Raw genomic sequence first — 22440 nt, forward strand, 5'->3', positions numbered from 1 at the left:
TCGGTCCCTTTCAGGAGGAGGTCAGGCCGTTGTCCCTGGCCCACTCCAGCAGCGCCTCGGTGGCCGCCTCGGTGCCGATGACGCCCTTGTCCAGACGCAGCTCCAGCAGGAACTTGTAGGCCTGGCCCACGACCGGGCCGGGCCCGACGCCGAGGATGCGCTGGATGTCGTTGCCGTCGAGCTCCGGGCGGATCTTGGCCAGCTCCTCCTCGTCGGCCAGCCGGGCGATGCGCTCCTCTAGCTGGTCGTAGGTGCGCGACAGGGCCGCCGCCTTGCGCTTGTTGCGGGTCGTGCAGTCGGCCCGGGTGAGCTTGTGCAGGCGGGTGAGCAGGTGGCCCGCGTCGCGCACGTAGCGGCGCACGGCGCTGTCGGTCCACTCGCCCGTGCCGTAGCCGTGGAAGCGCAGGTGCAGCTCCACCAGCCGGGACACGTCGGCCACGACGTCCTTGGGGAACCTCAGCTCGGCCATGCGCTTCTTGGTCAGCTGGGCGCCGACCACCTCGTGGTGGTGGAAGGAGACCCGGCCGCCCGGCTCGTGGCGGCGCGTCTTCGGCTTGCCGATGTCGTGCATGAGCGCCGCCCAGCGCAGGATGGGGTCGGCCCGGCCGTCCTCCTCCTGGGCGATCGCCTGGTCGAGCACGGTCAGCGTGTGCTCGTAGACGTCCTTGTGCCGGTGGTGCTCGTCGATCTCCAGGCGCAGCCTGGGCAGCTCGGGCAGCACGTGCTGGGCCAGGCCGGTGTCGACCAGCAGCCGCAGGCCCTCGCGGGGGTAGGCGCCGGAGACCAGCTTGTTCAGCTCGTCGCGGATGCGCTCGGCCGAGACGATCTCGATGCGCTCGGCCATCGACGTCATCGCCTCGACGGCGGCGTCGTCCACGGTGAAACCGAGCTGGGAGGCGAAGCGCGCGGCGCGCAGCATGCGCAGCGGGTCGTCGCCGAAGGACCGCTCGGCCGGGCCCGGCGTGCGCAGCCGCCGCGCCGCCAGGTCACCGAGGCCGCCGTACGGGTCCACGAACTCGTGACCGGGCAGGCGCACGGCCATCGCGTTGACCGCGAAGTCGCGCCGCTCCAGGTCGGCCTCCAACGTCTCGCCGTACATGACCTCCGGCTTGCGCGACTTGGGGTCGTAGGACTCGCTCCGGTACGTCGTGATCTCGATCAGCCAGCCGCCCTTGCGCACGCCGACCGTGCCGAAGTCGATGCCGATGGTCCACACCGAGTCGGCCCAGTCGCGCACGAGGGACAGCACGCGCTCGGGGTGGGCGTCGGTGGTGAGGTCGAGGTCGTTGCCGGGGCGGCCGAGCAGCATGTCGCGCACAGGGCCGCCCACGAGGGCCAGTTCGTGGCCCTGGTCGGCGAACAGGCGGCCGAGCTCGTCGGCCACGGGGGCGATCTTACGGAACAGGTCGGTCATGGCCCGCTGCTGGTTGTCGGTCAGATTTGAGTCGGACAAGCTGGGTAGGTCCTTCGATTCCGGAACATATCCCCCGGGCCACATGAGGTCCGGGTTACCGTCGGTCAAGAGGACCGTCGGGGGCCAAGGAACGAAGGAGCGTGTTCATGAAGGACGCCCTCGCGATCCACCGCTGGCTCCTCGCGCACCAGGTCCACCATGAGATCGTACGCCTTCCTCGTCCCATCACTCGCGTGGACGAGCTGCCCGCGACGATCTCCGCCGCGCCCGAGAGGTGCGTCATGGTCACGGTGTTCGAGGTCACCACGAGGCTCGGACGCGAGGTCGTCGCCGTCGTCTCCTCGGTCGCCACGCCACCGCGTCCGGGGGCCGTCGGCGCCCTGCTGGGGGCCCGCGACGTGCGGCCCGCCCCCGCGTTCCTGGTCAACTCCGCCACCGACTACGCCGCCGGGCTCGTGGGCCCGCTGCTGCTGCCACGCCGGCTCCCGGTGCTGGTCGACGACCGGCTCGCCGGCGACGCCGAGCCGATCTTCATGGCCAGCGGCGAGCGACACACCGCGGTCGGCATGCGGGCCCTCGACCTGCTGTCTCTCCTTTCCGGCAAGACCGTGGACCTGAGGATTCCCCGACCCAGGGGATCACGTGAGGCGATCGCGCTGCGGCACTGAGCCCGTACCATTGCGGGCGTGCGCCGTACTCCAGCCCGGGCGGACGCGTGATCCGTAAGGCCACGCTGCTCGCCGTCGTCTCCGCAGCGTTGCTCGCCCCCGTGGGCGCGGCGACGCCGGGCACGGCTGCCGCGAAGACGACCGTCGCCCAGGCCGGCAGGCAGGGGCTTGTCCTGACCGTGACCTCCGTCACACCCGAGTGGGCCAAGGGCGCGGCCGACGTGATCAAGGTTTCCGGCACGCTGCGCAACGACACGGGCAGCGATCTGGCGGGCCTGCTCGTCCGGCTGCGCTACCAGACGCAGCCGCTCCCCGACCGGGCGGCCCTGGAGACCTACCAGGCCGACCAGACCGACCAGACGCTTCCCGGCAGCGTGTCCCCCACCTCCCAGGTGACCGTGCCGCCGGTGGCGGCGGGCGCCTCGGCGCCGTGGGAGTTCACGCTGACCCCGGCGCAGCTCGCCTCCCCGGGCACGCCGCGCTTCGGCGTCTACCCGATCGCGATCGAGGTCCAGCAGGCCGGATGGCGCCGCCTCGCCACGCAGCGCACGTTCGTCACGTACGCGCCCCAGCAGCCCAAGCCGGTGCGCAACAAGCTGGCCGTCGCCCTGCCGTTGATCGACCAGCCGCACCGCGTCGTCGACCAGCCGCGTCACTCCGACGACCCGACCTTCGCCGACGACAAGCTGAGCGCATCCCTGGCCGGCAAGGGCCGGCTCGCCGACCTGCTCCAGATCGCCAAGACGGCGCCCCCGGACGTCACCTGGTTCGTCGACGCCGCCCTGCTCGACGACCTCACCGCCATGTCCAAGCCGTACACCGTCGCCGGTAAGGACGGCCCGGCCAGGAAGCCGGCCGACGGCGCGGCGGCCCAGTGGCTGAACGACCTGCGCACCGCCCTGGCCGACTCCCCCGTCGTCGCCACCCCGTACGCCGACCCCGACGTGGCCGCGCTGGCCCACCAGGGGTTCGACACGCAGGTCGGCCGGGCGATCGAGCTGGGCGGGCAGAGGGCCACCCAGCTCCTGCGGCCCGAGGTCTCGACCTCGATCAACTGGCCGGCGTCCGGGCTGCTCGACGCCGACGCGCTCGACCTGCTGGCCGTCGGCAAGCCGGGCGTCGCCCCGGTCCGCAAGGTCCTGCTCAACTCCACCAACCTGCCGCAGCAGGGCCAGCAGACCACCCAGACCGGTCAGACGACGCAGCAGACCGCCTTCGCCCCCGGCGCGGTCACGCCGGACGCGACCGCCACGCTCTACAGCGTCGCCGGCCCGGTCACGGCGCTCGTCGCCGACCCCGCGCTCAGCCGGCTCTTCGAGCCCGGTGGCGGCGCCGGCTCGACCTTGCTGAGCCGCCAGCGCTTCATCGCCGAGACCGCGATGATCGCGGCCGAGCCGGGGCAGACCACCCCGAGGTCGATCGTCGTCGCCCCCTCCCGCCGGTGGGACCCCAATCCCACGCTCGTCTCCGCCCTGCTCAAGACCGCGAACGAGCTGCCGTGGCTGTCGCTCACCCGGCTCGACTCCGTCAAGGCCCCGAAGACCACGGCCGTCCGCACGGCGCAGACCCAGCGCGCCGGCCTCACCTACACCGACCAGGACCGCAAGGAGGAGCTCGGCCGCAAGTACCTGACCCCGGTCAAGGAGATCGCACAGAAGGCCGAGCTCACCTCGCTCATCACCACGAGCAAGCCGCCGTCCGCCTTCGACGCGGCCGTGCTGCGGCTGACGTCCTCCGCCTGGCGCAACCAGACCCGGGCCGGACGCGCCGCGGCCGAACTGGTCAGGGACGCCGTGAACGCCCGGATGGACATGATCACGATCACCGGCGCCGACCCCGACCGGCCACGCACCCTGGCCGGCTCCGACGGCGTCGTGCCCATCAGCGTCAAGAACTCGCTGCCGGCCGAGATCACCGTCGACGTCGACGTCACCTCCAACACCCCCAAGCTGCTGAAGATCAGGCCCCAGGCGTCCCGCAGGCTGGTGATCGGCGGCAACGGCCAGAGCGGCACCCTCCAGGTCCCGATGCAGGCGGCGGCGGGCGTCAGCGGCGACTCGGCCGTGACCGTCCAGCTGCGCACCTCCGACGGGCAGCCGTACGGCAAGCCGGTGAAGCTGATCATCCGGACCACCGGCTACACCGGCATCGCCCTGGTGATCGTCGGCGCGGCGCTGACGGTCATGCTCGCCGCGGTCGTGACCCGGGTCCTCAGGCGCAGATCGCAGCGACGGCTCGAACGGGCCGCCAGGAGTCGGGAGAGTGAGAGCGTATGAGCCGCATGCTGCGGGCCAGCGCCGTCATGGCCGCGGGCACCATGGTGTCGAGGGTCACCGGCTTCGTGCGCACCATGGCGCTGGCCACGGCCATCGGCACCGCCGGCATGGGCGACGCCTACAACACGGCCTACGCCATCCCGTACAGCATCCTGGACCTGCTGCTGCTCGGTGTGCTGAGCAGCGTCGTGGTGCCGATGATCGTCCGGGCGCACAAGGAGGACCCCGACGGCGGGCGGGCCTACGAGCAGCGTCTGCTGACCATCGCCACGGTCGCGCTGGCCGTCGTCGCCTTACTGGCCGTGGTGGCCGCGCCGCTGCTCATCGACCTCTACACGACGGGCTGGAGCGGCCGGAAGCTCGACGTCGCGGTGACCCTGGCCCGGTTCATCCTGCCGCAGCTCGCCTTCTTCGGCATCGGCGCGGTGGCGGGCGCCATCCTCAACACCCGCGACCGGTTCGCCGCCCCCATGTGGGCCCCGGTCCTCAACAACGTCGTCGTCATCGGCGTGCTGATCGCCTATCTCGTGGTGTTCGGCGACGCGGGCAAGGACCTCGCGCGCGTCACCGACGGGCAGCTCGCCCTGCTCGGCCTCGGCACCACCGCGGGCATCGTGGCCCAGGCGGTCGTGCTGGTGCTGGCGCTGCGCCGGGCCGGGTTCACGTTCACGCCGCGCTTCGGCCTGCGCAACGCCCGGCTCGGCGAGATGGGCAAGGCGGGCATCTGGACCATCGGCTACGTGGTGGTCACCCAGCTCGGCTTCATGCTGACCGCCAACCTGGCCAACCGGGCCGGAGACGCCGTGGACGGCCACGGCCTGTCTCCCTACACGTACGCCTTCCAGCTCTTCCAGCTCCCGTACGGCGTCATCGGCGTGTCGGTGATCACCGCGGCGCTGCCGCGGATGAGCCGCGCGGTGAGCGAGGGCCGCTTCGCCGACGTGCGCAGCGAGTTCGGCTCCAGCGTGCGGCTCATCGGCTCGATCATGGTGCCGGTGTCGCTGCTGCTGATGGTGCTCGGCCCGGCGATCACCGTGCCGATCTACGCCCACGGCGCCACGCCGGTGCAGGACGCCGTCTACATCGGCAACGTCCTCCAGGTGTACGGCCTGGGCCTGGTTCCGTTCGCCGTCTTCCAGCTCCTGCTGCGCGTCTTCTACAGCTTCGGCGACACCCGCACCCCGGTGTACGTCGGCGCGGCCACGACCATGCTCAACGCGCTGTTCATGTGGATTCTCTACCAGGTGCTGCCCTATGCCTACACGGTGATGGGACTGGCCTTCGCCTACGCCGTCGCGTACGCTCTCGGGGCGGTCGTCGCCTGGTGGCTGGCCTCCCGGCGGGTCCAGGGGCTCGGCGGCTGGCAGATCGGCATGGCCATGACCCGGATGTACCTCGCCGCCCTGCCCACGGCCGTGCTGGCGCTGGCCGTGGTGTGGCTGGTCCAGATCGCGTTCGGCGGGTTGACCTTCCTGACCTCGGTGATCATCCTGGTGGTCGGAGGCGGCGTGGGCATGCTGCTGTACCTCGCCGTGGCCCACCGGATGCGCATCCCCGAGGTCAACTCGATCGTCGGTATGGTTGCCGGACGGCTGGGACGGTAAGGAACACGGGCGGAACCGGCGCGGCACTACCATGGTGCCCACACGCGCGAATGGAAGCAGGAGGGGCGTGGGCGGATCCACCCGGCATAGCGTGCCTACGTGGGACACGACCACGCGGGCCAGTCGAGTCATGAACGCGCACGATCAGCCGAGCGGAGTGAGTCAGTGAGCACGTCGGCGGTCGAACCCGGCACCCGTCTCGCCGAGCGCTTCCGGCTCGAGGACCGGGTGAGCGAAGCCGACGGCGCCACCCTGTGGAAGGCGATCGACGAGATCCTCGCCCGCCCCGTCGCCGTCCACACCTTCTCCCCCGACTTCCCGCGCGTCCACGAGGTCGTCACCGCCGCCCGGGCCGCCAGCCGGCTCACCGACCCGCGGCTGACGCAGGTGTTCGACGCCGCCGAGGAGGAGGACTACTCCTACGTCGTCAGCGAGTGGGTCACCGGCGAGACCCTGACCGACCTGGTGGCGGGCGGCCCGCTCGACCCGGAGCGTGCGGCCGGGCTGGTGGCCGAGGCGGCCGAGGCCCTCGCGCACGCCCACGAGGCCGACCTGTACCACCTGTGCCTGCGCCCGTCCCACCTGGTGTGGACGACCGGCAACACCGTCAAGGTGCTCGGCGTCGCGGTCGACGCGGCCCTGTCCGGGCTCACCACCGACCAGCCCGCCCTCGACGACGCCGAGGGCCTCGGCCGGCTGCTCTACGCCGGTCTGACCGGCCACTGGCCGGGCGACGAGGAGGAGGGCGGCCTGCCGCCCGCCCCCATGACCGACGGCCACTTCTGCACGCCCCGCCAGGTGACCGCGGGGGTGCCGAGCTACCTCGACACGGTCACGGTCAAGGCGTGCCTGCCCGAGTCGCGCAAGGGCCACGGGGCGCTGACCAGCCCGGCCGCGGTGGCCGAGGCGCTGGCCGGCGTCGCGCGGCCGATGCCGATCCCGATCGACTACCCGTCCTCCCCGCCCTCGGTGACGGTCACCTCGCCGTCCGAGGGTCTCGACACCGACGTGCGGCCCCCGCGTCCCCAGCCGGCGATCCAGCACCTGACCGTCCCGCAGCGCGGCGGCCGGCAGGGCGGCGGCGCGGTCAACCGGGCGCTCATGACGGTCGTGGTGCTGCTCGTCATCGCCGCGGTGGGCGTCGGCGCGTGGACGATCGGCCGCAGCCTGGGCGCCGGCAACGGCGGCCAGGAGGCGCAGGGCACCCCGACGGCGGCCTCGCCGTCCGCCACGGCGGCGCCGCAGGCGGTCAAGCCGAAGAAGGCGATCGCGTTCGACCCCTTGGGCGACAAGGAGGAGAACACCGGCGCCGAGCTGACGCTCGACGGCAAGCCGAGCACGTTCTGGAAGACCGACAACTACAACACCGCTGAGCTGGGCAATCTCAAGGACGGCGTCGGCCTGCTGCTCGACATGGGCAAGCCGGTGCAGATCAGCGACGTGGTGGCCACGCTGTCCAGCGCGAGCGGCTCGACCGTGGAGCTCAAGGTGGGCGACGCGCCGGAGCTCTCGGCGCTCAAGACGGTCACCAAGCAGAAGGGCGCCTCCGGGAAGGTCACCCTCAAACCCGATCAAGCGACCACCGGTCAGTACGTTTTGATCTGGTTTACTCGTCTTCCGGCAGATGCGGGCGGCTTTCATGGCACCATCTATGAGGTAGTGGTCCATTCCCCCGGATCGGCATAACCAGGAATCCCTCTTGTGAACTCCCCACCCGAGACACCTTCATCAGCGGAGCGGCCGGCGATCAGCGACGCCGAGCTGCTGACCGCGCACATCGACGGGGATCCACACGCGTTCAGCGAGATCGTCAAGAGGCACCGTGACCGCATGTGGGCCGTCGCCCTGCGCACACTGGGCGACCCCGACGAGGCGGCCGACGCCGTGCAGGACGCGTTCGTGTCCGCCTATCGCAAGGCGGGCTCGTTCCGCGGCGAGGCGGCCGTCACCACCTGGCTCCACCGCATCGTCGTCAACGCCTGCCTCGACCGGATGCGCCGCAAGTCGATCCGGCCGGTGGCCGACGACGAGCTCATCGAGGCCGCCGAGCGTGAGACGCCCATGCCTGACCAGACGGTCGAGCGGGAGGTGTCCATGGAGGTTTCGGCCGCGTTGAAACTGCTGCCGCCCGACCAGCGGGCGGCCCTCGTGCTCGTCGACATGATGGGGTATTCGGTCGAAGACGCAGCTCAGGTGCTTGGTGTGCCCAGCGGCACGGTCAAGAGCCGGTGCGCGCGCGGCCGGGCGAAACTTGCCCCGATTCTTTCGCATCTGCGGAACCGATCGAACCTCAGTCGCGTCTCATCCGCGAAGGGAGCAGAACTTCGTGACGGGTGATACGCACTACGATCTGGAGGTCCTCGCCGAGTTGGCAGAGGGTCTCCTGGACGTCGGCATGGCCTGCCAGGTCCGCGACCATCTCGCGGTATGCGACCCCTGTGGGGAGCTCCTGGCCGACCTGGCGGCGGTTCGCGAGGTGCTCGCGGCGACCCCCACACCGGCCATGCCGATGGGTGTCGCACTACGCATCGACAAGGCGCTCGCCGCCGAGGCCGAGCAGAGACGAGGAGGGGTGGACCTCGCCGAGGCCCCCGACTGGGACGAGCTCATGCGGGACGCCCCGTGGCAGCGACCGGCCGAGGTGAGCGAGCCCGCCCGCCTGGTGCCCGCCGCCCGGCTGGTGCCGCAGCACATCCCGGCCGAGCCTGTCTCGGTCGAGGAGCCCGTGCGGCTCGGTGTGGTCGCCGACGACGGGACCATCGTCCCGGCCGGGCGCCGCGTCGCGCGACGGCGCCGGTGGGCCCTGCCCGCGGTCGCCGCGGCGGCAGCGGCCGTCGTGGGCGGCGTCGTGGTCTCCGGCAACCTCCTCCTCGCGGATGGAGACGGCGGAACGGGCGGCAGCGCCCAGGTCGTGGCCCAGCCGCAGCCCTCGTCGGCCAGGGCGACGGCGAAGCCTCCCAGGCCGTACGCGCTGACCAACAGCGACCACAACTACAGCGACGAGGAGCTGCGGCAGCCCCTGGAGCGCTTCCTCGGGCCGGCGCCGATCGTGGCCGGGCCCGAGACCAACACGGTCGCCACCTGCGTCGACCGGGTCGCCGACCGGACCAGGCTGAAGGTCTTCGCCGTCGACCAGGGGCAGTACAACGGCCAGGAGGCCGTGATCGTGGCGTCCTGGAAGGACGAGGCCGCCAAGCGGGTCCGCCTCGACGTCGTGGACCCGTACCACTGCAAGAACCTGCGCAAGCCGAGACTCGGCCGCTGGTGACCTCACGATCGTGACAACGCGTCAGAGCCCGCTTCGGCGGGCTCTTTCGTTTGAACCGGGCGTCGCGGGTAGGGGCGGGAATCTCCGCGGCCTAGGATCTGTTGACGCCACTGGCAAAAAGCAGACGAGGAAGGCGTGGGAGCGTTGAGCGACGTTCGTAACGTGATCATCATCGGGTCCGGGCCCGCTGGCTACACCGCGGCCGTCTACTCCGCGCGCGCCGAGCTCAACCCGCTGGTCTTCGAGGGCTCCGTCACCGCCGGTGGCGCCCTGATGAACACCACCGACGTGGAGAACTTCCCCGGGTTCCCCGACGGCATCATGGGTCCCGACCTGATGGACAACCTGCGCAAGCAGGCCGAGCGGTTCGGCGCCGAGCTGGTGGCCGACGACGTGGTCGAGGTCGACCTGGAAGCCAACCCCAAGGTGGTCAAGACCTACAGCGACACCTACTACGCGAAGTCGGTCATCCTGGCGATGGGCTCCGGCTACCGCGAGCTGGGTCTGGAGAACGAGAAGCGACTGTCCGGCCGCGGCGTCTCCTGGTGCGCCACCTGTGACGGGTTCTTCTTCCGCAACAAGGACATCGTGGTCGTCGGCGGTGGTGACACTGCGATGGAGGAGGCCACGTTCCTGACCCGGTTCGGCCGCATGGTCACGGTCGTCCACCGCCGCGACCAGCTCCGCGCCAGCAAGATCATGCAGGAGCGGGCGTTCGCCAACGACAAGATCCGCTTCGTCTGGGACAGCGAGGTCGTCGACGTCCTCGGTGACTCCCGGGTCGAGGCCGTGAAGCTGCGCAACGTCAAGACCGGCGAGGAGTGCGAGCTCGCGACCGACGCGCTCTTCCTCGCGATCGGCCACGACCCGCGCACCGAGCTGGTCAAGGGCCAGATCGACCTCGACGAAGACGGCTACGTCAAGGTCGCCTCCCCCAGCACCGCGACGAACATCGACGGCGTGTTCGCCGCCGGCGACGTCGTCGACCACACCTACCGTCAGGCCATCACCGCGGCCGGCACCGGCTGCTCGGCGTCTCTCGACTCCGAGCGCTGGCTGGCCGCACACGAGAGTTAAGGAGCGCCATCGTGAAGGCAGTTACCGACGCCACGTTCGCGGCCGAGGTCCTCAAGAGCGACAAGCCCGTTCTGGTCGACTTCTGGGCCGAGTGGTGCGGCCCGTGCCGTCAGGTCGCGCCCATCCTCGAGGAGATCGCCAAGGAGCACGGCGACAAGCTGGAGATCGTCAAGCTCAACATCGACGAGAACCCCAACGTGCCGCGCGACTACGGCGTGCTGCAGATCCCGACCATGAACGTCTTCAAGAACGGCGAGGTGGTCAAGCAGATCATCGGCGCCAAGCCGAAGGCGATGCTGCTGCGGGAGCTCGACGGCATCATCTGAGGCGTCCTTCGCGCCTCAGGCTTTCTCCGCCTCTGTGGCTTCTCCGGCTCGTCATCCGGAAGGCCCTCCGCTCGCGCGGGGGGCCTTTCGCCGTCCACGGCCCCGAAGCGCAGGGACTCGCTCGGCCGGAGGCGTACGGGGCTCGTGCGGGCCGCAGGCGTACGGGCGTCTTTGCGGCCGCAGGCGCCTATAAGACTCACGCGGGCCCACAAGGGGCTCAGACGGGGCGAAGGGCTCGTTCCGGGCTCATGGAGCCAAGGAGACGTTCCAGGGCCACCTCGACGTCCTCGCGCCACGACACGGCCGTCTTCAGTTCCAGCCGCAGCCGGGGGAACCGCAGATGCGGCCGTACCGTCTTGAACCCGACCGAGAGCAGGTAGTCGGCCGGCACCACGCAGCTCGGCTCCTCCCACTTCAGGTCGCCGAACGCCTCGATGGCCTTGACGCCCCGCCGGGTGAGATCCTTGGCCATGCCCTGGATGAGCATCCGGCCCAGGCCACCGCCCGAGAACTCGGGGATGATGTGCGCCGTCATCAGCAGCACCGCGTCAGCGCTGACCGGCGAGGTCGGGAACGCGACGGAGCGCGGGGTGTAGAGCGGCGGGCTGTACAGGACGAAGCCGGCGGGCACCCCGTCGACGTAGGCGATCTTTCCGCAGCTGCCCCATTCGAGCAGGGTGGCGGAGATCCACGCCTCCTTCTCCAGCCCTGGATCGCCCGAGTCGATCGCGCGCTCTCCATTCAGGGGGTCGAGCTCCCAGAACACGCACCGCCTGCAACGGCGCGGCAGATCGTCCAGATTGTCCAGGGTGATATTGACCAGCCGGCGCGACAACTACGGCCCCAATCGTTGACCCGGAAAAGCCCGCGAAAACCGCGTCCCCAGCTGGCATCGTAGCTCAGTGGGACGCCGTCGGCGGGTACCACGGCGTCCAGCCCGGTCACGGGCGACATGCCCGTTTGGCGTAACCTGTTGTTCCAGGTCTATCTGACACCGAGGAGGTGGACCGTGACAGAAGAGCTCAATCACGGTCAGACACCCGCGATCCATGGATCGCGCATCGACGCCTACGTCGATCGGTACGCCGCGCGAGCTACCGGGATGGTCGCCTCCGAGATCCGAGCTCTTTTCGCCGTCGCGTCGAGGCCCGAGGTGGTCTCGCTCGCCGGCGGCATGCCGTACGTCACGGCCCTTCCCCTCGACATGGTCGGCGAGCTCGTCTCCGACCTGGTCACCAGGCGTGGCCCGGTGGCCCTGCAGTACGGCTCCGGCCAGGGCGACCCGCACCTGCGCGAGCAGATCTGCGAGGTCATGCGGCTGGAGGGGATCAACGCCGGGGCGGACGACGTCGTCGTCACCGTGGGGTCGCAGCAGGCGCTCGACCTGATCACCCGCATCTTCATCGACCCGGGCGACGTGGTGCTCGCCGAGGGCCCGTCCTACGTGGGCGCCCTCGGGACGTTCGCCGCGTACGAGGCCAAGGTCGTACACATCGCCGTGGACGACCAGGGCATCGTGCCCGAGTCGCTGGCGCAGACCATCTACGCCCTGGAGACCGCCGGGGCGCCGATCAAGTTCCTCTACACGATCCCGACGTTCCACAACCCCGGCGGCGTCACGCTCAACGTGGCCCGCCGCCAGCAGGTGCTCGACATCTGCCAGCGGGCCGGCGTGCTCATCGTCGAGGACAACCCGTACGGGCTGCTCGGCTTCGACGGCGAGCCGATGCGCGCGCTGCGCGCCGACAACCCCGACGGGGTGGTCTATCTCGGGTCGTTCTCCAAGACGCTCGCTCCCGGGTTCCGCGTCGGCTGGGCGCTCGCGCCGCACGCCATCCGCGACAAGCTCGTCCTGGCCATGGAGTCGGCCGTGCTGTCGCACTCGTCGTTCACCCAGCTCGCCGTGGGCCAGTACCTCGCCACGCAGCCGTGGCACGAGCAGATCAAGTCGTTCAGGGAGCTCTACCGCGAGCGACGCGACGCGCTGCTCGACGCGCTGGGGGCCCTCATGCCGCCGGAGGTGACCTGGACACGGCCCGCCGGCGGCTTCTTCGTGTGGGCGTCGCTGCCCGAGGGGCTCGACTCCAAGGCGATCCTGCCGCGCGCGGTGGCGGAGCGAGTGGCGTTCGTGCCCGGCACCGGCTTCTTCACCGACGGGAGCGGGGCACGCAACATGCGGCTGTCGTACTGCTACCCGGAGCCGGACCGCATCCGCGAGGGCGTGCGACGGCTGGCCGGGGTGATCGAGCAGGAGATCCAGTTGCGCGACACGTTCGGCACGGGCTCCACCCGGGGTCACGCGGGCGTCGACACGCCTGGGCCTGACCTGGCCTGAGTTCTCGCGTCCGTACGCGGCTCGTCTCGTGCGGCCGGCGTCCCATGGCTGTGGACGCCGGCCGCACTGGTCCCACGACACCGGCCGGCCGTGTCTGCCGGCCATCTATGTCGGCCATGTCTGCCGGCGGTGCCCGCGCCGGCGTGCCTCACTGACGAGTGCTGACGGGTGCTGACGGCCGCTCCCCGCAGTCGCACGCTGACGGCCGCTCGCCGCAGTCGCATGCGGCTGGCCGCTGGCCGCTCCGCCACCTGCACCTCCCGCGGCCATGGACGGCCACCACGCACGGGGAGCGGCGAGTCCACACGCTCGCCCGATGCGTGGGGACGCGGTCCCCCGACACCCGGCCCTCACCCAATGCCCAAACCCGTCAGGACGAGATGCCCGACATGAGGCGCTTCGCCACGTACCCAGGTCCACAGGACCGGTGCCCGACACCCGGCGCTCACCCGATGTCCGGGTCCGTCAGGACGAGGTGCCCGACACCCGGCGCTCGCCCAGCGCCCCGCCGTACACCAGGGGCGTCGTGCGCCGGTACGGTGGGACAGCGTGCCGTCAGCGGAGGAGATGTGATGAGCGATCTGGGCCACGTGCTCGTGCTGGCCGGAGGCCTCTCGTACGAGCGTGAGGTGTCCCTGCGCTCGGGCCGCCGCGTGAGCGAGGTGCTGCGCGCGGCGGGCATCGACGTGGAGACCCGCGACACCGACGCGTCGCTCGTGCCGTCCATCCTCGCCGACCCGCCGGACGCCGTCTTCGTCACCCTGCACGGTGGCGCCGGTGAGGACGGCGCGATCCGCTCGGTGCTGGAGCTGCTCGGCGTGCCGTACGTCGGCGCCGACCCCGACGCGTGCCGGGTCGCCTTCGACAAGCCCACCGCCAAGGCGGTCGTCCGATCGGTCGGGCTGCACACGCCGCAATCGGTCACGTTGCCGAAGGAGACGTTCCACGACCTGGGCGCCACGGTCGTGCTCGGCCGCATCGTGGAGCGGCTCGGTCTGCCCTTGTTCGTCAAGCCGGCGCAGGGCGGCTCCGCTCTCGGCGCGTCGTTCGTACGCACCGCCGAGGAGTTGCCCGCCGCGATGGTGGGATGCTTCGCCTACGGCGACACGGCGCTGATCGAGCGGTACGTGGAGGGCGTGGAGGTGGCGGTCTCGGTCGTCGACCTCGGGCACGGCCCGGTGGCGCTGCCACCGGTCGAGATCGTCCCGGACGAGGGGGTCTACGACTACGCCGCCCGCTACACGGCCGGGCACACCGAGTTCTTCGCCCCGGCCAGGCTCGCGCCCGAGATCGCGGCGGCGTGCGCCGAGACCGCCGTGACGGCCCACACCGCTCTCGGGCTGCGCGACGTCTCCCGTACGGACCTCATCGTGGACGCCTCGGGACAGCCGTATTTCCTGGAGGTCAACGTCGCGCCCGGCATGACGGAGACGAGCCTCCTGCCGATGGCGGCCGAGGCGGCGGGCCAGGATCTGGGCGACCTCTGCCGCATCCTCCTCAGCCAGGCAGCCTCCCGCGCCCAGAGCTGACCCGCCCCTCCGAGATCACACCCGGGCACCCGCGCCTGGCCGTCGATCGCTCAGGTCACGCTCTGGCGCCTGTTCCTGGAGCCGGCCCACCGGGCCGCGCTCCGGCACTCCCGCTCTTGGAGCGAGTCTCTCAAGGCGCGCTCCGGCACCCCGGTCCTGGAGCCGCCCCACCGGGCCGCGCTCCGACACTCCGGTCTTGAGGCGAACTCCTCAGGCCGCGCCCTGCCGCCCCGCTCCTGAAGCCGACCTCCCGGGCCGCGCTCCGGCACTCCGGTCCTGGAGCCGGCCCCTCGGGCCGCGCTCTGGTCTTGCGCCGATCCCTTAGGCCATGGTCCGGCGCTGATCCTGGAGCGGATCGCTGGGTCGCCCTTGAATCTCCACATCCCCAAGCCGCCCAGCCTAGGGCGCTCCCGATCTCTCGCGCCCTTCCCCAAGCCGGCCCCCTTCCCCGTGGCGCGGTTCGATCCGCGACCGGGGGCGCTCCGCCCACCTCAGTAGCCTGGATCGTGTGCTGATCGATTCCATCTATCCCAAGAGCTTCGCCAGCGACAACCACGCGGGCGTGCACCCGGCCGTCCTCGACGCCATGACGGCCGCCAACCACGGTGACGCCCCCGCGTACGGAGGCGACCGGTGGACCGCCGCCTTCGAACGCCAGATCAAGGAGGTGTTCGGCGCCGAAGCCGAGGGCTTCGCCGTGCTCAACGGCACCGGCGCCAACATCGTCGGACTGTCGCTCATGCTGGGCCGGTACGACGCGGTCATCTGCGCGGAGAGAGCCCACATCGCCACCCACGAGACCGGCGCCTCCGAGCGGCTCCTCGGCGTCAAGCTCATCACCGTCCCCACCGAGGACGGCAAGCTGCGCCCGCACCACATCACGAGCCACCTCGGCGCCCTGGGCACCACCTACAAGCCTCAGCCCCGCGTCGTCTCCGTCTCACAGGTGACCGAGCTCGGCACCTGCTACTCCCCCGACGAGCTGGCCGCGCTCGCGCGGACCGCGCACGATTCGGGGATGCGCCTGCACCTGGACGGCGCCCGGCTGGCGAACGCCGCCGCGTACCTGGAGTGCGACCTCCGGACGATCGCGACGGACGCCGGCGTGGACGTCCTGAGTTTCGGCGGCACCAAGAACGGCGCACTGGCGGCCGAGGCGGTGGTGGTCCTGGATCCGTCCCTCGCGCACGCCGTACCGTTCCTGCGGCAGCAGTCGCTCCAGCTCGCCTCCAAGATGCGGTTCGTCTCGGCGCAGCTCTCGGCACTCCTGACGGACGAGCTGTGGCGGCGCAACGCCTCACACGCCAACGCGATGACCGCCCGTCTCGTCGACGGCCTCGAAGGGCTGCCTGGGGTATCGCTGGCCTACCCGGCGCAGGGGAATGCCGCCTTCGTCGTACTGCCTAAGAACGCGTCCGTCGCGCTGCAGAGCCGCTACCTCTTCCACTACTGGGACGAGGACGCGGGCATCGTCCGCTGGATGACCGCCTTCGACACCACCCCGGAACAGGTGGACGACTTCCTGGACGACATCCGGAAGGCGGTCGGCGCCTGAGGCGCTCGATGTTTCACGTGGAACCGTCCGTCGATCGTGAGCATCGCCGCCCTCAATGCGAGGCGATGTTTCACGTGAAACCGTTGAGCTTGCGAGCCTCTCCTTGAGGCCCGTGACTGTTTCACGTGGAACATGGCGGCCGTCGCGCCTCGGTTTCAGGTGAATCCTAGAGCCTCATGCCGCCCCGGAAGAACACAAGTATCACCGGCCGTGGTGCAGGCGGGCATTGGAGGACGGTCGAGCACGGCCTTGCGTGGAGAGCCGGCCAGACGCGACCGGGCCCGGTTCACGTGGAACACAGGCCGCCACCCGCTTATCCCCCTGCTTGTTTCACGTGGAACATAGGGTGCCGCGCAGCCCACTGTTTCACGTGGAACATCGGGAGCGACCGCTCGTGGTTTCACGTGGAACAGCGATCAGGCTTCGGCTTCCCGCATGCCTCGGACCGCCTCCGGAGCCATGGTGCCGATGATGCGCTCCAGGTCGTCGATCGTCGCGAACTCCACCACGATCCGCCCCTTGCGCCGTCCGAGGTCCACCTTCACCTTCGTCTCGAAGTGGTCGGAGAGGCGATCGGCGAGATGGGTGAGGCCGGGGGCGGTGGGCCGGTTGACGGGACGGCGCTCGCGGGTCGTCTTGGCGGCGGGAGCCGCCGTCGCGCCACCGAACGCCACGATCTCCTCGACCGCCCGTACCGACAGCACCTCGGCCACGATCCGGTCGGCCAGCCGGATCTGCTCCTCCGCGCTGTCGAGGCTCAGCAGGGCCTTCGCGTGCCCGGCGCTCACCGTGCCCGCCGCCACCCGGATCTGCACTTGGGGCGGGAGGTTGAGCAGGCGCAGGGTGTTGGTGATGTGGGAGCGGGAGCGGCCGACCTTCTGGGCGAGCTGATCGTGGGTCGCCCGGAAGTCGTCCAGGAGCTGCCGGTAGGCGGCCGCCTCTTCCAGCGGATTGAGCTGCTCGCGCTGGAGGTTCTCGATGAGGGCCTCGCGGAGGAGCTCATCGTCCTGGGTGTTGCGTACGATCGCCGGGACCGGGTCCAGCCCCGCGAGCTTGCTGGCACGCCAGCGCCGCTCCCCCATGATCAGCTCGTACGCGCCCCCGCCGACGGAGCGGACCACGATCGGCTGGAGCAGGCCCACCTCCCGGATGGAGTCCGCCAGCTCCTTCAGCCGCTCCTCGTCGAAGACGTCACGGGGCTGACGCGGGTTCGGCTCGATGGCCGCGAGGGGGATCTCCTTGAAGTACGCGCCGGCGATCGGCAAGGGTCCGGTCTCGGGGGGTGCGCCGTTGGCGGGGGCCGGCGCCGTCCCCGTACCGTCAACGATGGGACCGGTCGGGATGAGCGCCCCGAGCCCCTTGCCCAATCCCCGCCGCTGCTGACTCACTGCGTCTCCTCCACCCGGCCGAATCCGGTCACTCCAGGAGAGGTTACCGGTGCCGACGCGACCCGGTGTGTCCTCGCCACACGCCGTTGCGCCTGATTTACACCCGCCAGCCCGGCTCCCGGGCATGCCGACCACCGCACATGGCAGGTCGAAGACCTGATGGGCGCCGGCCACGGCCCACGATGACCTCCCTCATGCCGTTCGCGCTCACAGCCAGCAGACGTTCTCCACGTCCGTTGTTCGCGCCCGAGTCTTCTCCGCGCGAGTCGTCTCCGCGCGAGTCGTCTCCGCGCGAGTCGTCTCCGCGCAGGGGCCTCGTGTGCGTCGCCTCTGCGTACGCCTTCCTCCGCGGGCCTCTTCTGTGCGCGCGTCGTCCACACGTGTTCGCCGAGCCCGCCCCAGCGCTGCGGCGTCCTGGTAAGCAGTCATGCGAGACATCACGGCAAGGCGCCCGGGAAAGCGTCATGGCAAGGCGCCACGGCAAGGCGTCATGGTGCGCCCTCACGGCGACGCGCCCTCGGAGCGCGTCCCCCCGACGCGTGTCCCCCCGTCCCCCCGTCCCACCGCACGCCTCCCGTCCACGCCGGGACAGCCCTGCTACACGACGGCGCGGTACGCGATCTCTCTGGCGGCGTCCATGTACGCCATCGCGCCGCTCGAACCCGGGTCGTACGTCATGACCGACTGGCCGTAGCTGGGCGCCTCGGAGAGACGCACGCTGCGCGGGATCACCGTGCTGAGGACCGTGTCGCCGAAGTGCGCCCGGACCTCCTCCGCCACCTGCGAGGCCAGCCGCGTACGCCCGTCGTACATGGTGAGGACGATTGTGGACAGCCGCAGCGTGGGGTTGAGATGCGCCTTGATCAGGTCGACGTTGCGCAGGAGCTGGCCGAGTCCCTCCAGCGCGTAGTACTCGCACTGGATGGGGATCATGACCTCTTCCGCGGCCACCAGGGCGTTGACCGTGAGCAGGCCGAGCGACGGCGGGCAGTCGATGATGATGTAGTCCAGCTCGGCCTCGTACGCGCTCAGCGCGCGGCGCAGCCGCGCCTCGCGGGCCACCAGCGAGACCAGCTCGATCTCCGCGCCGGCCAGGTCGATGGTGGCGGGGGCGCAGTAGAGGCCCGGCATGTCGGGCACCTGCTTCACGATGTCGGCCATCGGCAGGTCGTCCACCAGCACCTGGTAGACGTCGGGGACGTCGCCGCGGTGCTCCGTGGCCAGCGCCGTGGAGGCGTTGCCCTGAGGGTCAAGGTCGACGACCAGGACGCGCTGGCCGTTCATGGAGAGCGCCGCCGCGATGTTGACGGACGTGGTCGTCTTGCCCACGCCGCCCTTCTGGTTGGCAACCGCGATCACCCTGCACTTGGGCGGCCGGGGCCAGGCGCTCTCAACGCCGCCGGGGGTGTCCCCGGCCTGGGTGGCCGCCTGAGTCGCAGATGTTTCACGTGAAACCACAGAGCTGAGCGCCTCTCGTACCAATGGGGAATCGCCGGGGTTCAGTGGGGTCTGGGTCACGTTGGCCATCCTTTCAACCCGTGGTAGGCCGGTGTCGGGAATTCGCTGCGGCGACACGCCCAATTCGGGCCATCCCACTCCTGTGGGACTTCCGGCCAGAGGACCGTCGGGCCAGCCAAGACCACTTGGCGCGACTGGCACCAGCGTCACCTCCTCCGTCGCCGCCTGGCGCTTTCCGGCGCGCGACCCGCTACCACCCGGACCAGTGTCGCAGGCGGCTCGACCTTACCGCGCCCGACCGTGACAAGCTCAGCCGTCCTCGCTCCGATGGCGCGCAGTTGCGGCTCGGCCTCGGCGAGTTCCTCGGCGGCGCGCTCCCCCTTCATGGCGATGAGCTCGCCTCCCTCGCGCAGGAGAGGCATGGCCCACTTGAGCAGCCGGTCCAGCGGCGCGACGGCGCGGGCGCTGGCCACGTCGAACACCCGCTTGCCCGCCAGCTCCTCCGCCCTGCCGCGCAGGACCTCGACGTTGCGCAGCTTCAGCGCCTCGACGCACTCCTCGAGGAAGACCGTGCGGCGCAGCAACGGCTCCAGGAGCGTGACCTGGATGTCCTGGCGGACGATCGCGAGCACCAGCCCGGGCAGTCCGGCGCCGGAGCCGATGTCCACCAGGCTGACGTCCGCAGGCACGGCCTCGGCCACGACGGCGCAGTTGAGCAGGTGGCGGTCCCAGATGCGCGGCACCTCACGCGGCCCGAGCAGGCCGCGCACGACCCCCGGCCCGGCCAGGAGCTCGGCGAACATGTTCGCCCGATCCCATGCCTCGCCGGTGAAGACGTCCCGTGCCATGCCGGGCGGAGCGGGCAGCTCATCGCTCACTGGTGGGTGGACCTTTCTCGGGATGGGTGACCGACTGGATGGCGCACCGGACGCGTCGCGATCCGTGTCGAGTCAAGGCTAACCACCTTCGCGGGCGCGGACCGCGACAAGGGCGGACATGCGAACGGCCGCCAGCCCGCGCTTGTCGGGGCTGGCGGCCGGACAGATGCACACGGGCCGCGTCAGGCGGGGAAGACCACCACGTACCGCTGAGGCTCCTCGCCCTCGGACTCGCTGCGGAGCCCCGCGGCGGCCACAGCGTCGTGGACGATCTTGCGCTCGAACGGGGTCATGGGACGCAGCGACTTGGGCTCGCCCTTGTCCTTGACCTGGCTGGCCACCTCGCTGCCCAGCTTGGTCAGCTCAGCGCGGCGGCGCTCGCGGTAGCCGGCGATGTCGAGCATGAGCCGCGACCGCTCCCCCGTCTGCCGGTGGACGGCCAGGCGGGTGAGCTCCTGGAGCGCCTCCAGCACCTCACCCTCGGGCCCGACGAGCTCGGTGCCCTTGACGCCGACGACGGAGACGAGGGCGCGGTCACCTTCAACGTCCATGTCGATGTCGCCGTCGATGTCGGCGATGTCGAGAAGGCCTTCGACGTAGTCGGCCGCGATCTCGCCCTCTTGCTCGAGCGCGCTGATATCAGGAGCCTTCTCCTGCTCGGCCTCGGTCATGGCCGCCCTCTCCTTCATGTTCACGACTTCTTGCTGCCGGTGCGCTTGCTGCGGGGCTGCCGGGTGGGCTGCTGCCTGATGATCTTAGGCTCGGGCGGTGCGGGGGGCGCCTGCTCCTCGGGAGTGGTGCCACGCATCTTCGAGATCAGCCCCTGCTTGGGCTCGACGGGGATGACGTTGCCCTTGGCGTCGTACTCCGGCATGGGGTGGCGGCTGTAGAACCAGTGCTGCTGGCCGAGCGTCCACAGGTTGGTGGTGACCCAGTAGAGGATCAGACCGAGCGGGAAGTTCAGGCTGAAGAAGGCGAACAGCGGCGAGATGTACATCAGGATCTTCTGCTGCTGCGCCATGGGGTTGTCCGGCATCTGGGCCATGGAGCGGGTGACGCTCTGCCGGACGGTGAGGAACGTGGTCAGCGAGCTGATCGCCACGAAGATGGCGAGCACGATCTTGGTCTGGACGACCGTCGCGTCGAAGCTCTCGATCTGCGCGCTGGACATGAAGAAGCTCGCCGGCAGCGGCGCGCCGAAGATGTGCGCGGACCGGGCGCTGTCGACGAGCTCCTGGGTCATGCCGTAGACCGGACGGCCGTCGGCCATCGCCCGCAGCACGGTGAACATCGAGATGAAGATCGGGAACTGCGCGACGACGGGCAGGCAGCCGCCGAGGGGGTTGGCGCCCTGCCCTTGGTACAGCGCCATGACCTCCTGGTTCATGCGCTGCTTGTCGTTCTTGTACCGCTTACGAAGCTCCGCGACCTTGGGAGCCAGCTCCTGCATCTTCCGCGACGAGCGCATCTGCTTGAGGAACAGGGGGAAGATCAGGATCCTCATGAACACGGTCAGCGTGATGATGGTCAGCGCCCATGTCAGCCCGCCGTCCGGGTTGAGGAACGTGCTGTATCCCGTATGGATCCAGATGATGACGTGGGCTACGGCTTCATAGAGCCAGCTCAGCCAGGACAGCTCCACCGAGCTATCTCCCTTGCAATTCGTGGGACCGGACCGGGCGTGGGGGCACCGGGTCTATACCTCCGGGGTGAAACGGGTGGCACCGCCCGATGCGCCGGACAGTGAGCCAGGTACCGCGCAATGCTCCGTGTACGGCGATCGCCTCGAGCCCGTAGGCGCTGCACGACGGATGGAACCGGCAGCGCGGACCGAGCATCGGGCCGATGAACGCCCGATAGAACCGGATGGGCAGGATCAGTGCCCGAGCGGCGAGGCTCGGCGTCTCCTGCGGCTGCTCCGTCATCTCTGTCCATCCATCGAGGACTCGCGCCGCCTCAGGAGTCGATCCAACGCGAGGTCGAGCTCGGCGGCTAGCTGCTCGGATCGCGCTGACGCGGCCGGTGGATTGGCGCGTACCACAAGCAGGCTACCTCTCGGCAGCCGCTCGAGACGGTCCCGCATCAGGTGTCGAAGCCGACGCTTGACCTTGTTGCGGATGACGGCGCCACCGACCGCCTTGCTCACCACGAATCCCACCCGAGGTGTCTCATCCCCCGAAATGGCGAGATGCATCACCAAAGCAGGGCGACCGGCGCGTTTGCCGCGCTTGATCGCCGCCTGGAACTCCTCCCCGCGCCGCATGCGGGATTCTCGGGACAGCACGTGAAAGGACCGGATACGCCTATCGCCCGCCGGCGTAGATCGCCGGCGGGCGGACTATCAGGCGCGGGGCGATCAGGCCGACAGCTTCTCGCGACCCTTGCGACGGCGGGCGGCGAGGATGGCGCGGCCGGCCCGGGTGCGCATCCGCAGCCGGAAGCCGTGGGTCTTCGCGCGACGACGGTTGTTCGGCTGGAAAGTACGCTTGCTCACGGGTGGGCTCCAGGCTTGATGGTGCGCCCAGGGGCGCTTTACACACATGGATGGCCTGCCGAGGAAGCGAGGGCACGCGAAATAGCCGTCGCGTGGCAAGCCGACCGTCGTACGTTACGGGCCAAGTGCGCCCGAGGTCAAACTGACGGGCGTCCGGACGACCGGCCCGT

General features: G+C 70.4%; 21 protein-coding genes. 11 read left to right on the plus strand and 10 right to left on the minus strand.

The window, feature by feature from the left end:
- Positions 1-10: 10 nt before the first annotated feature.
- Complete coding sequence (locus AB0H81_RS16390) at positions 11-1414, minus strand: CCA tRNA nucleotidyltransferase (protein WP_358375010.1); 1404 nt, start codon at positions 1412-1414, stop codon at positions 11-13.
- A gap of 146 nt (positions 1415-1560) precedes the next feature.
- Between AB0H81_RS16390 and AB0H81_RS16395 the strand changes: the two genes are divergently transcribed.
- From AB0H81_RS16395 to trxA, 8 genes are all read left to right on the plus strand, one after another.
- On the plus strand, positions 1561-2082 hold the full coding sequence (locus AB0H81_RS16395) for a YbaK/EbsC family protein (RefSeq protein ID WP_358374958.1): 522 nt from the start codon (positions 1561-1563) through the stop codon (positions 2080-2082).
- A 47-nt stretch (positions 2083-2129) separates the two neighbouring features.
- A complete protein-coding gene (locus AB0H81_RS16400) occupies positions 2130-4358 on the plus strand; it encodes a DUF6049 family protein (protein WP_358374960.1) in 2229 nt (742 codons plus the stop codon).
- Entirely contained in the window at positions 4355-5962 is a 1608-nt protein-coding gene (gene murJ, locus AB0H81_RS16405) for a murein biosynthesis integral membrane protein MurJ (RefSeq protein ID WP_358374962.1), read from the plus strand. The genes AB0H81_RS16400 and murJ overlap by 4 nt, the downstream gene beginning before the upstream one ends.
- Before the next feature lie 165 nt (positions 5963-6127).
- Positions 6128-7648 carry a protein kinase family protein gene (locus tag AB0H81_RS16410; protein ID WP_358374965.1) on the plus strand — a complete coding sequence of 507 codons (1521 nt, stop codon included), beginning with the start codon at positions 6128-6130 and terminating at the stop codon, positions 7646-7648.
- A gap of 15 nt (positions 7649-7663) precedes the next feature.
- Positions 7664-8299, plus strand: a complete 636-nt coding sequence (gene sigM / locus AB0H81_RS16415) for an RNA polymerase sigma factor SigM (protein ID WP_175590210.1) — start codon at positions 7664-7666, stop codon at positions 8297-8299.
- The gene (locus tag AB0H81_RS16420; protein ID WP_358374968.1) at positions 8289-9230 is read left to right on the plus strand and encodes a hypothetical protein; all 942 of its coding nucleotides are present in this window, start codon (positions 8289-8291) and stop codon (positions 9228-9230) included. The genes sigM and AB0H81_RS16420 overlap by 11 nt, the downstream gene beginning before the upstream one ends.
- 144 nt (positions 9231-9374) lie before the next feature.
- A complete protein-coding gene (gene trxB, locus AB0H81_RS16425) occupies positions 9375-10307 on the plus strand; it encodes a thioredoxin-disulfide reductase (RefSeq protein ID WP_358374971.1) in 933 nt (310 codons plus the stop codon).
- A gap of 11 nt (positions 10308-10318) precedes the next feature.
- Positions 10319-10633, plus strand: coding sequence for a thioredoxin (gene trxA, locus AB0H81_RS16430; protein WP_358374974.1), 315 nt, complete (start codon positions 10319-10321; stop codon positions 10631-10633).
- Between the two features lie 217 nt (positions 10634-10850).
- On the opposite strand, the gene AB0H81_RS16435 is transcribed toward trxA, so the two are convergent.
- Positions 10851-11468, minus strand: a complete 618-nt coding sequence (locus tag AB0H81_RS16435; RefSeq protein WP_358374976.1) for a GNAT family N-acetyltransferase — start codon at positions 11466-11468, stop codon at positions 10851-10853.
- A 267-nt stretch (positions 11469-11735) separates the two neighbouring features.
- On the opposite strand from AB0H81_RS16435, the gene AB0H81_RS16440 reads away from it, so the two are divergent.
- The 3 genes from AB0H81_RS16440 to AB0H81_RS16450 all read left to right on the plus strand — a co-directional run bounded on the left by AB0H81_RS16440 (position 11736) and on the right by AB0H81_RS16450 (position 16052).
- Positions 11736-12968 (plus strand): PLP-dependent aminotransferase family protein, encoded by a 1233-nt coding sequence (locus tag AB0H81_RS16440; RefSeq protein WP_358375013.1) that lies wholly within the window; start codon positions 11736-11738, stop codon positions 12966-12968.
- A 572-nt stretch (positions 12969-13540) separates the two neighbouring features.
- Positions 13541-14497, plus strand: coding sequence for a D-alanine--D-alanine ligase (locus tag AB0H81_RS16445; RefSeq protein WP_358374979.1), 957 nt, complete (start codon positions 13541-13543; stop codon positions 14495-14497).
- Positions 14498-15005: 508 nt separating this feature from the next.
- Entirely contained in the window at positions 15006-16052 is a 1047-nt protein-coding gene (locus AB0H81_RS16450; protein ID WP_358374981.1) for a low specificity L-threonine aldolase, read from the plus strand.
- A gap of 416 nt (positions 16053-16468) precedes the next feature.
- On the opposite strand, the gene AB0H81_RS16455 is transcribed toward AB0H81_RS16450, so the two are convergent.
- From AB0H81_RS16455 to rpmH, 8 genes are all read right to left on the minus strand, one after another.
- Entirely contained in the window at positions 16469-17440 is a 972-nt protein-coding gene (locus AB0H81_RS16455; RefSeq protein WP_358374984.1) for a ParB/RepB/Spo0J family partition protein, read from the minus strand.
- Between the two features lie 597 nt (positions 17441-18037).
- The gene (locus AB0H81_RS16460; protein ID WP_358374987.1) at positions 18038-18967 is read right to left on the minus strand and encodes a ParA family protein; all 930 of its coding nucleotides are present in this window, start codon (positions 18965-18967) and stop codon (positions 18038-18040) included.
- Between the two features lie 137 nt (positions 18968-19104).
- A complete protein-coding gene (gene rsmG / locus AB0H81_RS16465; RefSeq protein WP_358375016.1) occupies positions 19105-19746 on the minus strand; it encodes a 16S rRNA (guanine(527)-N(7))-methyltransferase RsmG in 642 nt (213 codons plus the stop codon).
- Positions 19747-19958: 212 nt separating this feature from the next.
- On the minus strand, positions 19959-20447 hold the full coding sequence (locus tag AB0H81_RS16470; RefSeq protein ID WP_358375019.1) for a R3H domain-containing nucleic acid-binding protein: 489 nt from the start codon (positions 20445-20447) through the stop codon (positions 19959-19961).
- A 20-nt stretch (positions 20448-20467) separates the two neighbouring features.
- Positions 20468-21418, minus strand: coding sequence for a membrane protein insertase YidC (gene yidC, locus AB0H81_RS16475; protein ID WP_358374990.1), 951 nt, complete (start codon positions 21416-21418; stop codon positions 20468-20470).
- 4 nt (positions 21419-21422) lie between these two features.
- The gene (yidD, locus tag AB0H81_RS16480) at positions 21423-21701 is read right to left on the minus strand and encodes a membrane protein insertion efficiency factor YidD (protein WP_358374993.1); all 279 of its coding nucleotides are present in this window, start codon (positions 21699-21701) and stop codon (positions 21423-21425) included.
- Entirely contained in the window at positions 21698-22060 is a 363-nt protein-coding gene (gene rnpA, locus AB0H81_RS16485) for a ribonuclease P protein component (RefSeq protein ID WP_358374995.1), read from the minus strand. Before rnpA ends, yidD begins: the two co-directional genes overlap by 4 nt.
- A 72-nt stretch (positions 22061-22132) precedes the next feature.
- Complete coding sequence (gene rpmH, locus AB0H81_RS16490) at positions 22133-22270, minus strand: 50S ribosomal protein L34 (protein WP_043614899.1); 138 nt, start codon at positions 22268-22270, stop codon at positions 22133-22135.
- Between the last annotated feature and the right edge of the window lie 170 nt (positions 22271-22440).

The sequence above is a fragment of the Nonomuraea sp. NPDC050691 genome (assembly GCF_040654455.1).
In the GTDB taxonomy this organism is placed as follows: Bacteria; Actinomycetota; Actinomycetes; order Streptosporangiales; family Streptosporangiaceae; genus Nonomuraea.

What these genes read in the sequence shown, in the direction of transcription:
- AB0H81_RS16470 (WP_358375019.1), bottom strand. Translation starts at nt 20,447, where the DNA reads ATGACCGAGGCCGAGCAGGAGAAGGCTCCTGATATCAGCGCGCTCGAG.
- yidD (WP_358374993.1), bottom strand. Translation starts at nt 21,701, where the DNA reads ATGACGGAGCAGCCGCAGGAGACGCCGAGCCTCGCCGCTCGGGCACTG.
- AB0H81_RS16445 (WP_358374979.1), top strand. Translation starts at nt 13,541, where the DNA reads ATGAGCGATCTGGGCCACGTGCTCGTGCTGGCCGGAGGCCTCTCGTAC.
- AB0H81_RS16395 (WP_358374958.1), top strand. Translation starts at nt 1,561, where the DNA reads ATGAAGGACGCCCTCGCGATCCACCGCTGGCTCCTCGCGCACCAGGTC.
- AB0H81_RS16390 (WP_358375010.1), bottom strand. Translation starts at nt 1,414, where the DNA reads ATGACCGACCTGTTCCGTAAGATCGCCCCCGTGGCCGACGAGCTCGGC.
- AB0H81_RS16460 (WP_358374987.1), bottom strand. Translation starts at nt 18,967, where the DNA reads ATGGCCAACGTGACCCAGACCCCACTGAACCCCGGCGATTCCCCATTG.
- rsmG (WP_358375016.1), bottom strand. Translation starts at nt 19,746, where the DNA reads ATGGCACGGGACGTCTTCACCGGCGAGGCATGGGATCGGGCGAACATG.
- AB0H81_RS16440 (WP_358375013.1), top strand. Translation starts at nt 11,736, where the DNA reads ATGGTCGCCTCCGAGATCCGAGCTCTTTTCGCCGTCGCGTCGAGGCCC.
- murJ (WP_358374962.1), top strand. Translation starts at nt 4,355, where the DNA reads ATGAGCCGCATGCTGCGGGCCAGCGCCGTCATGGCCGCGGGCACCATG.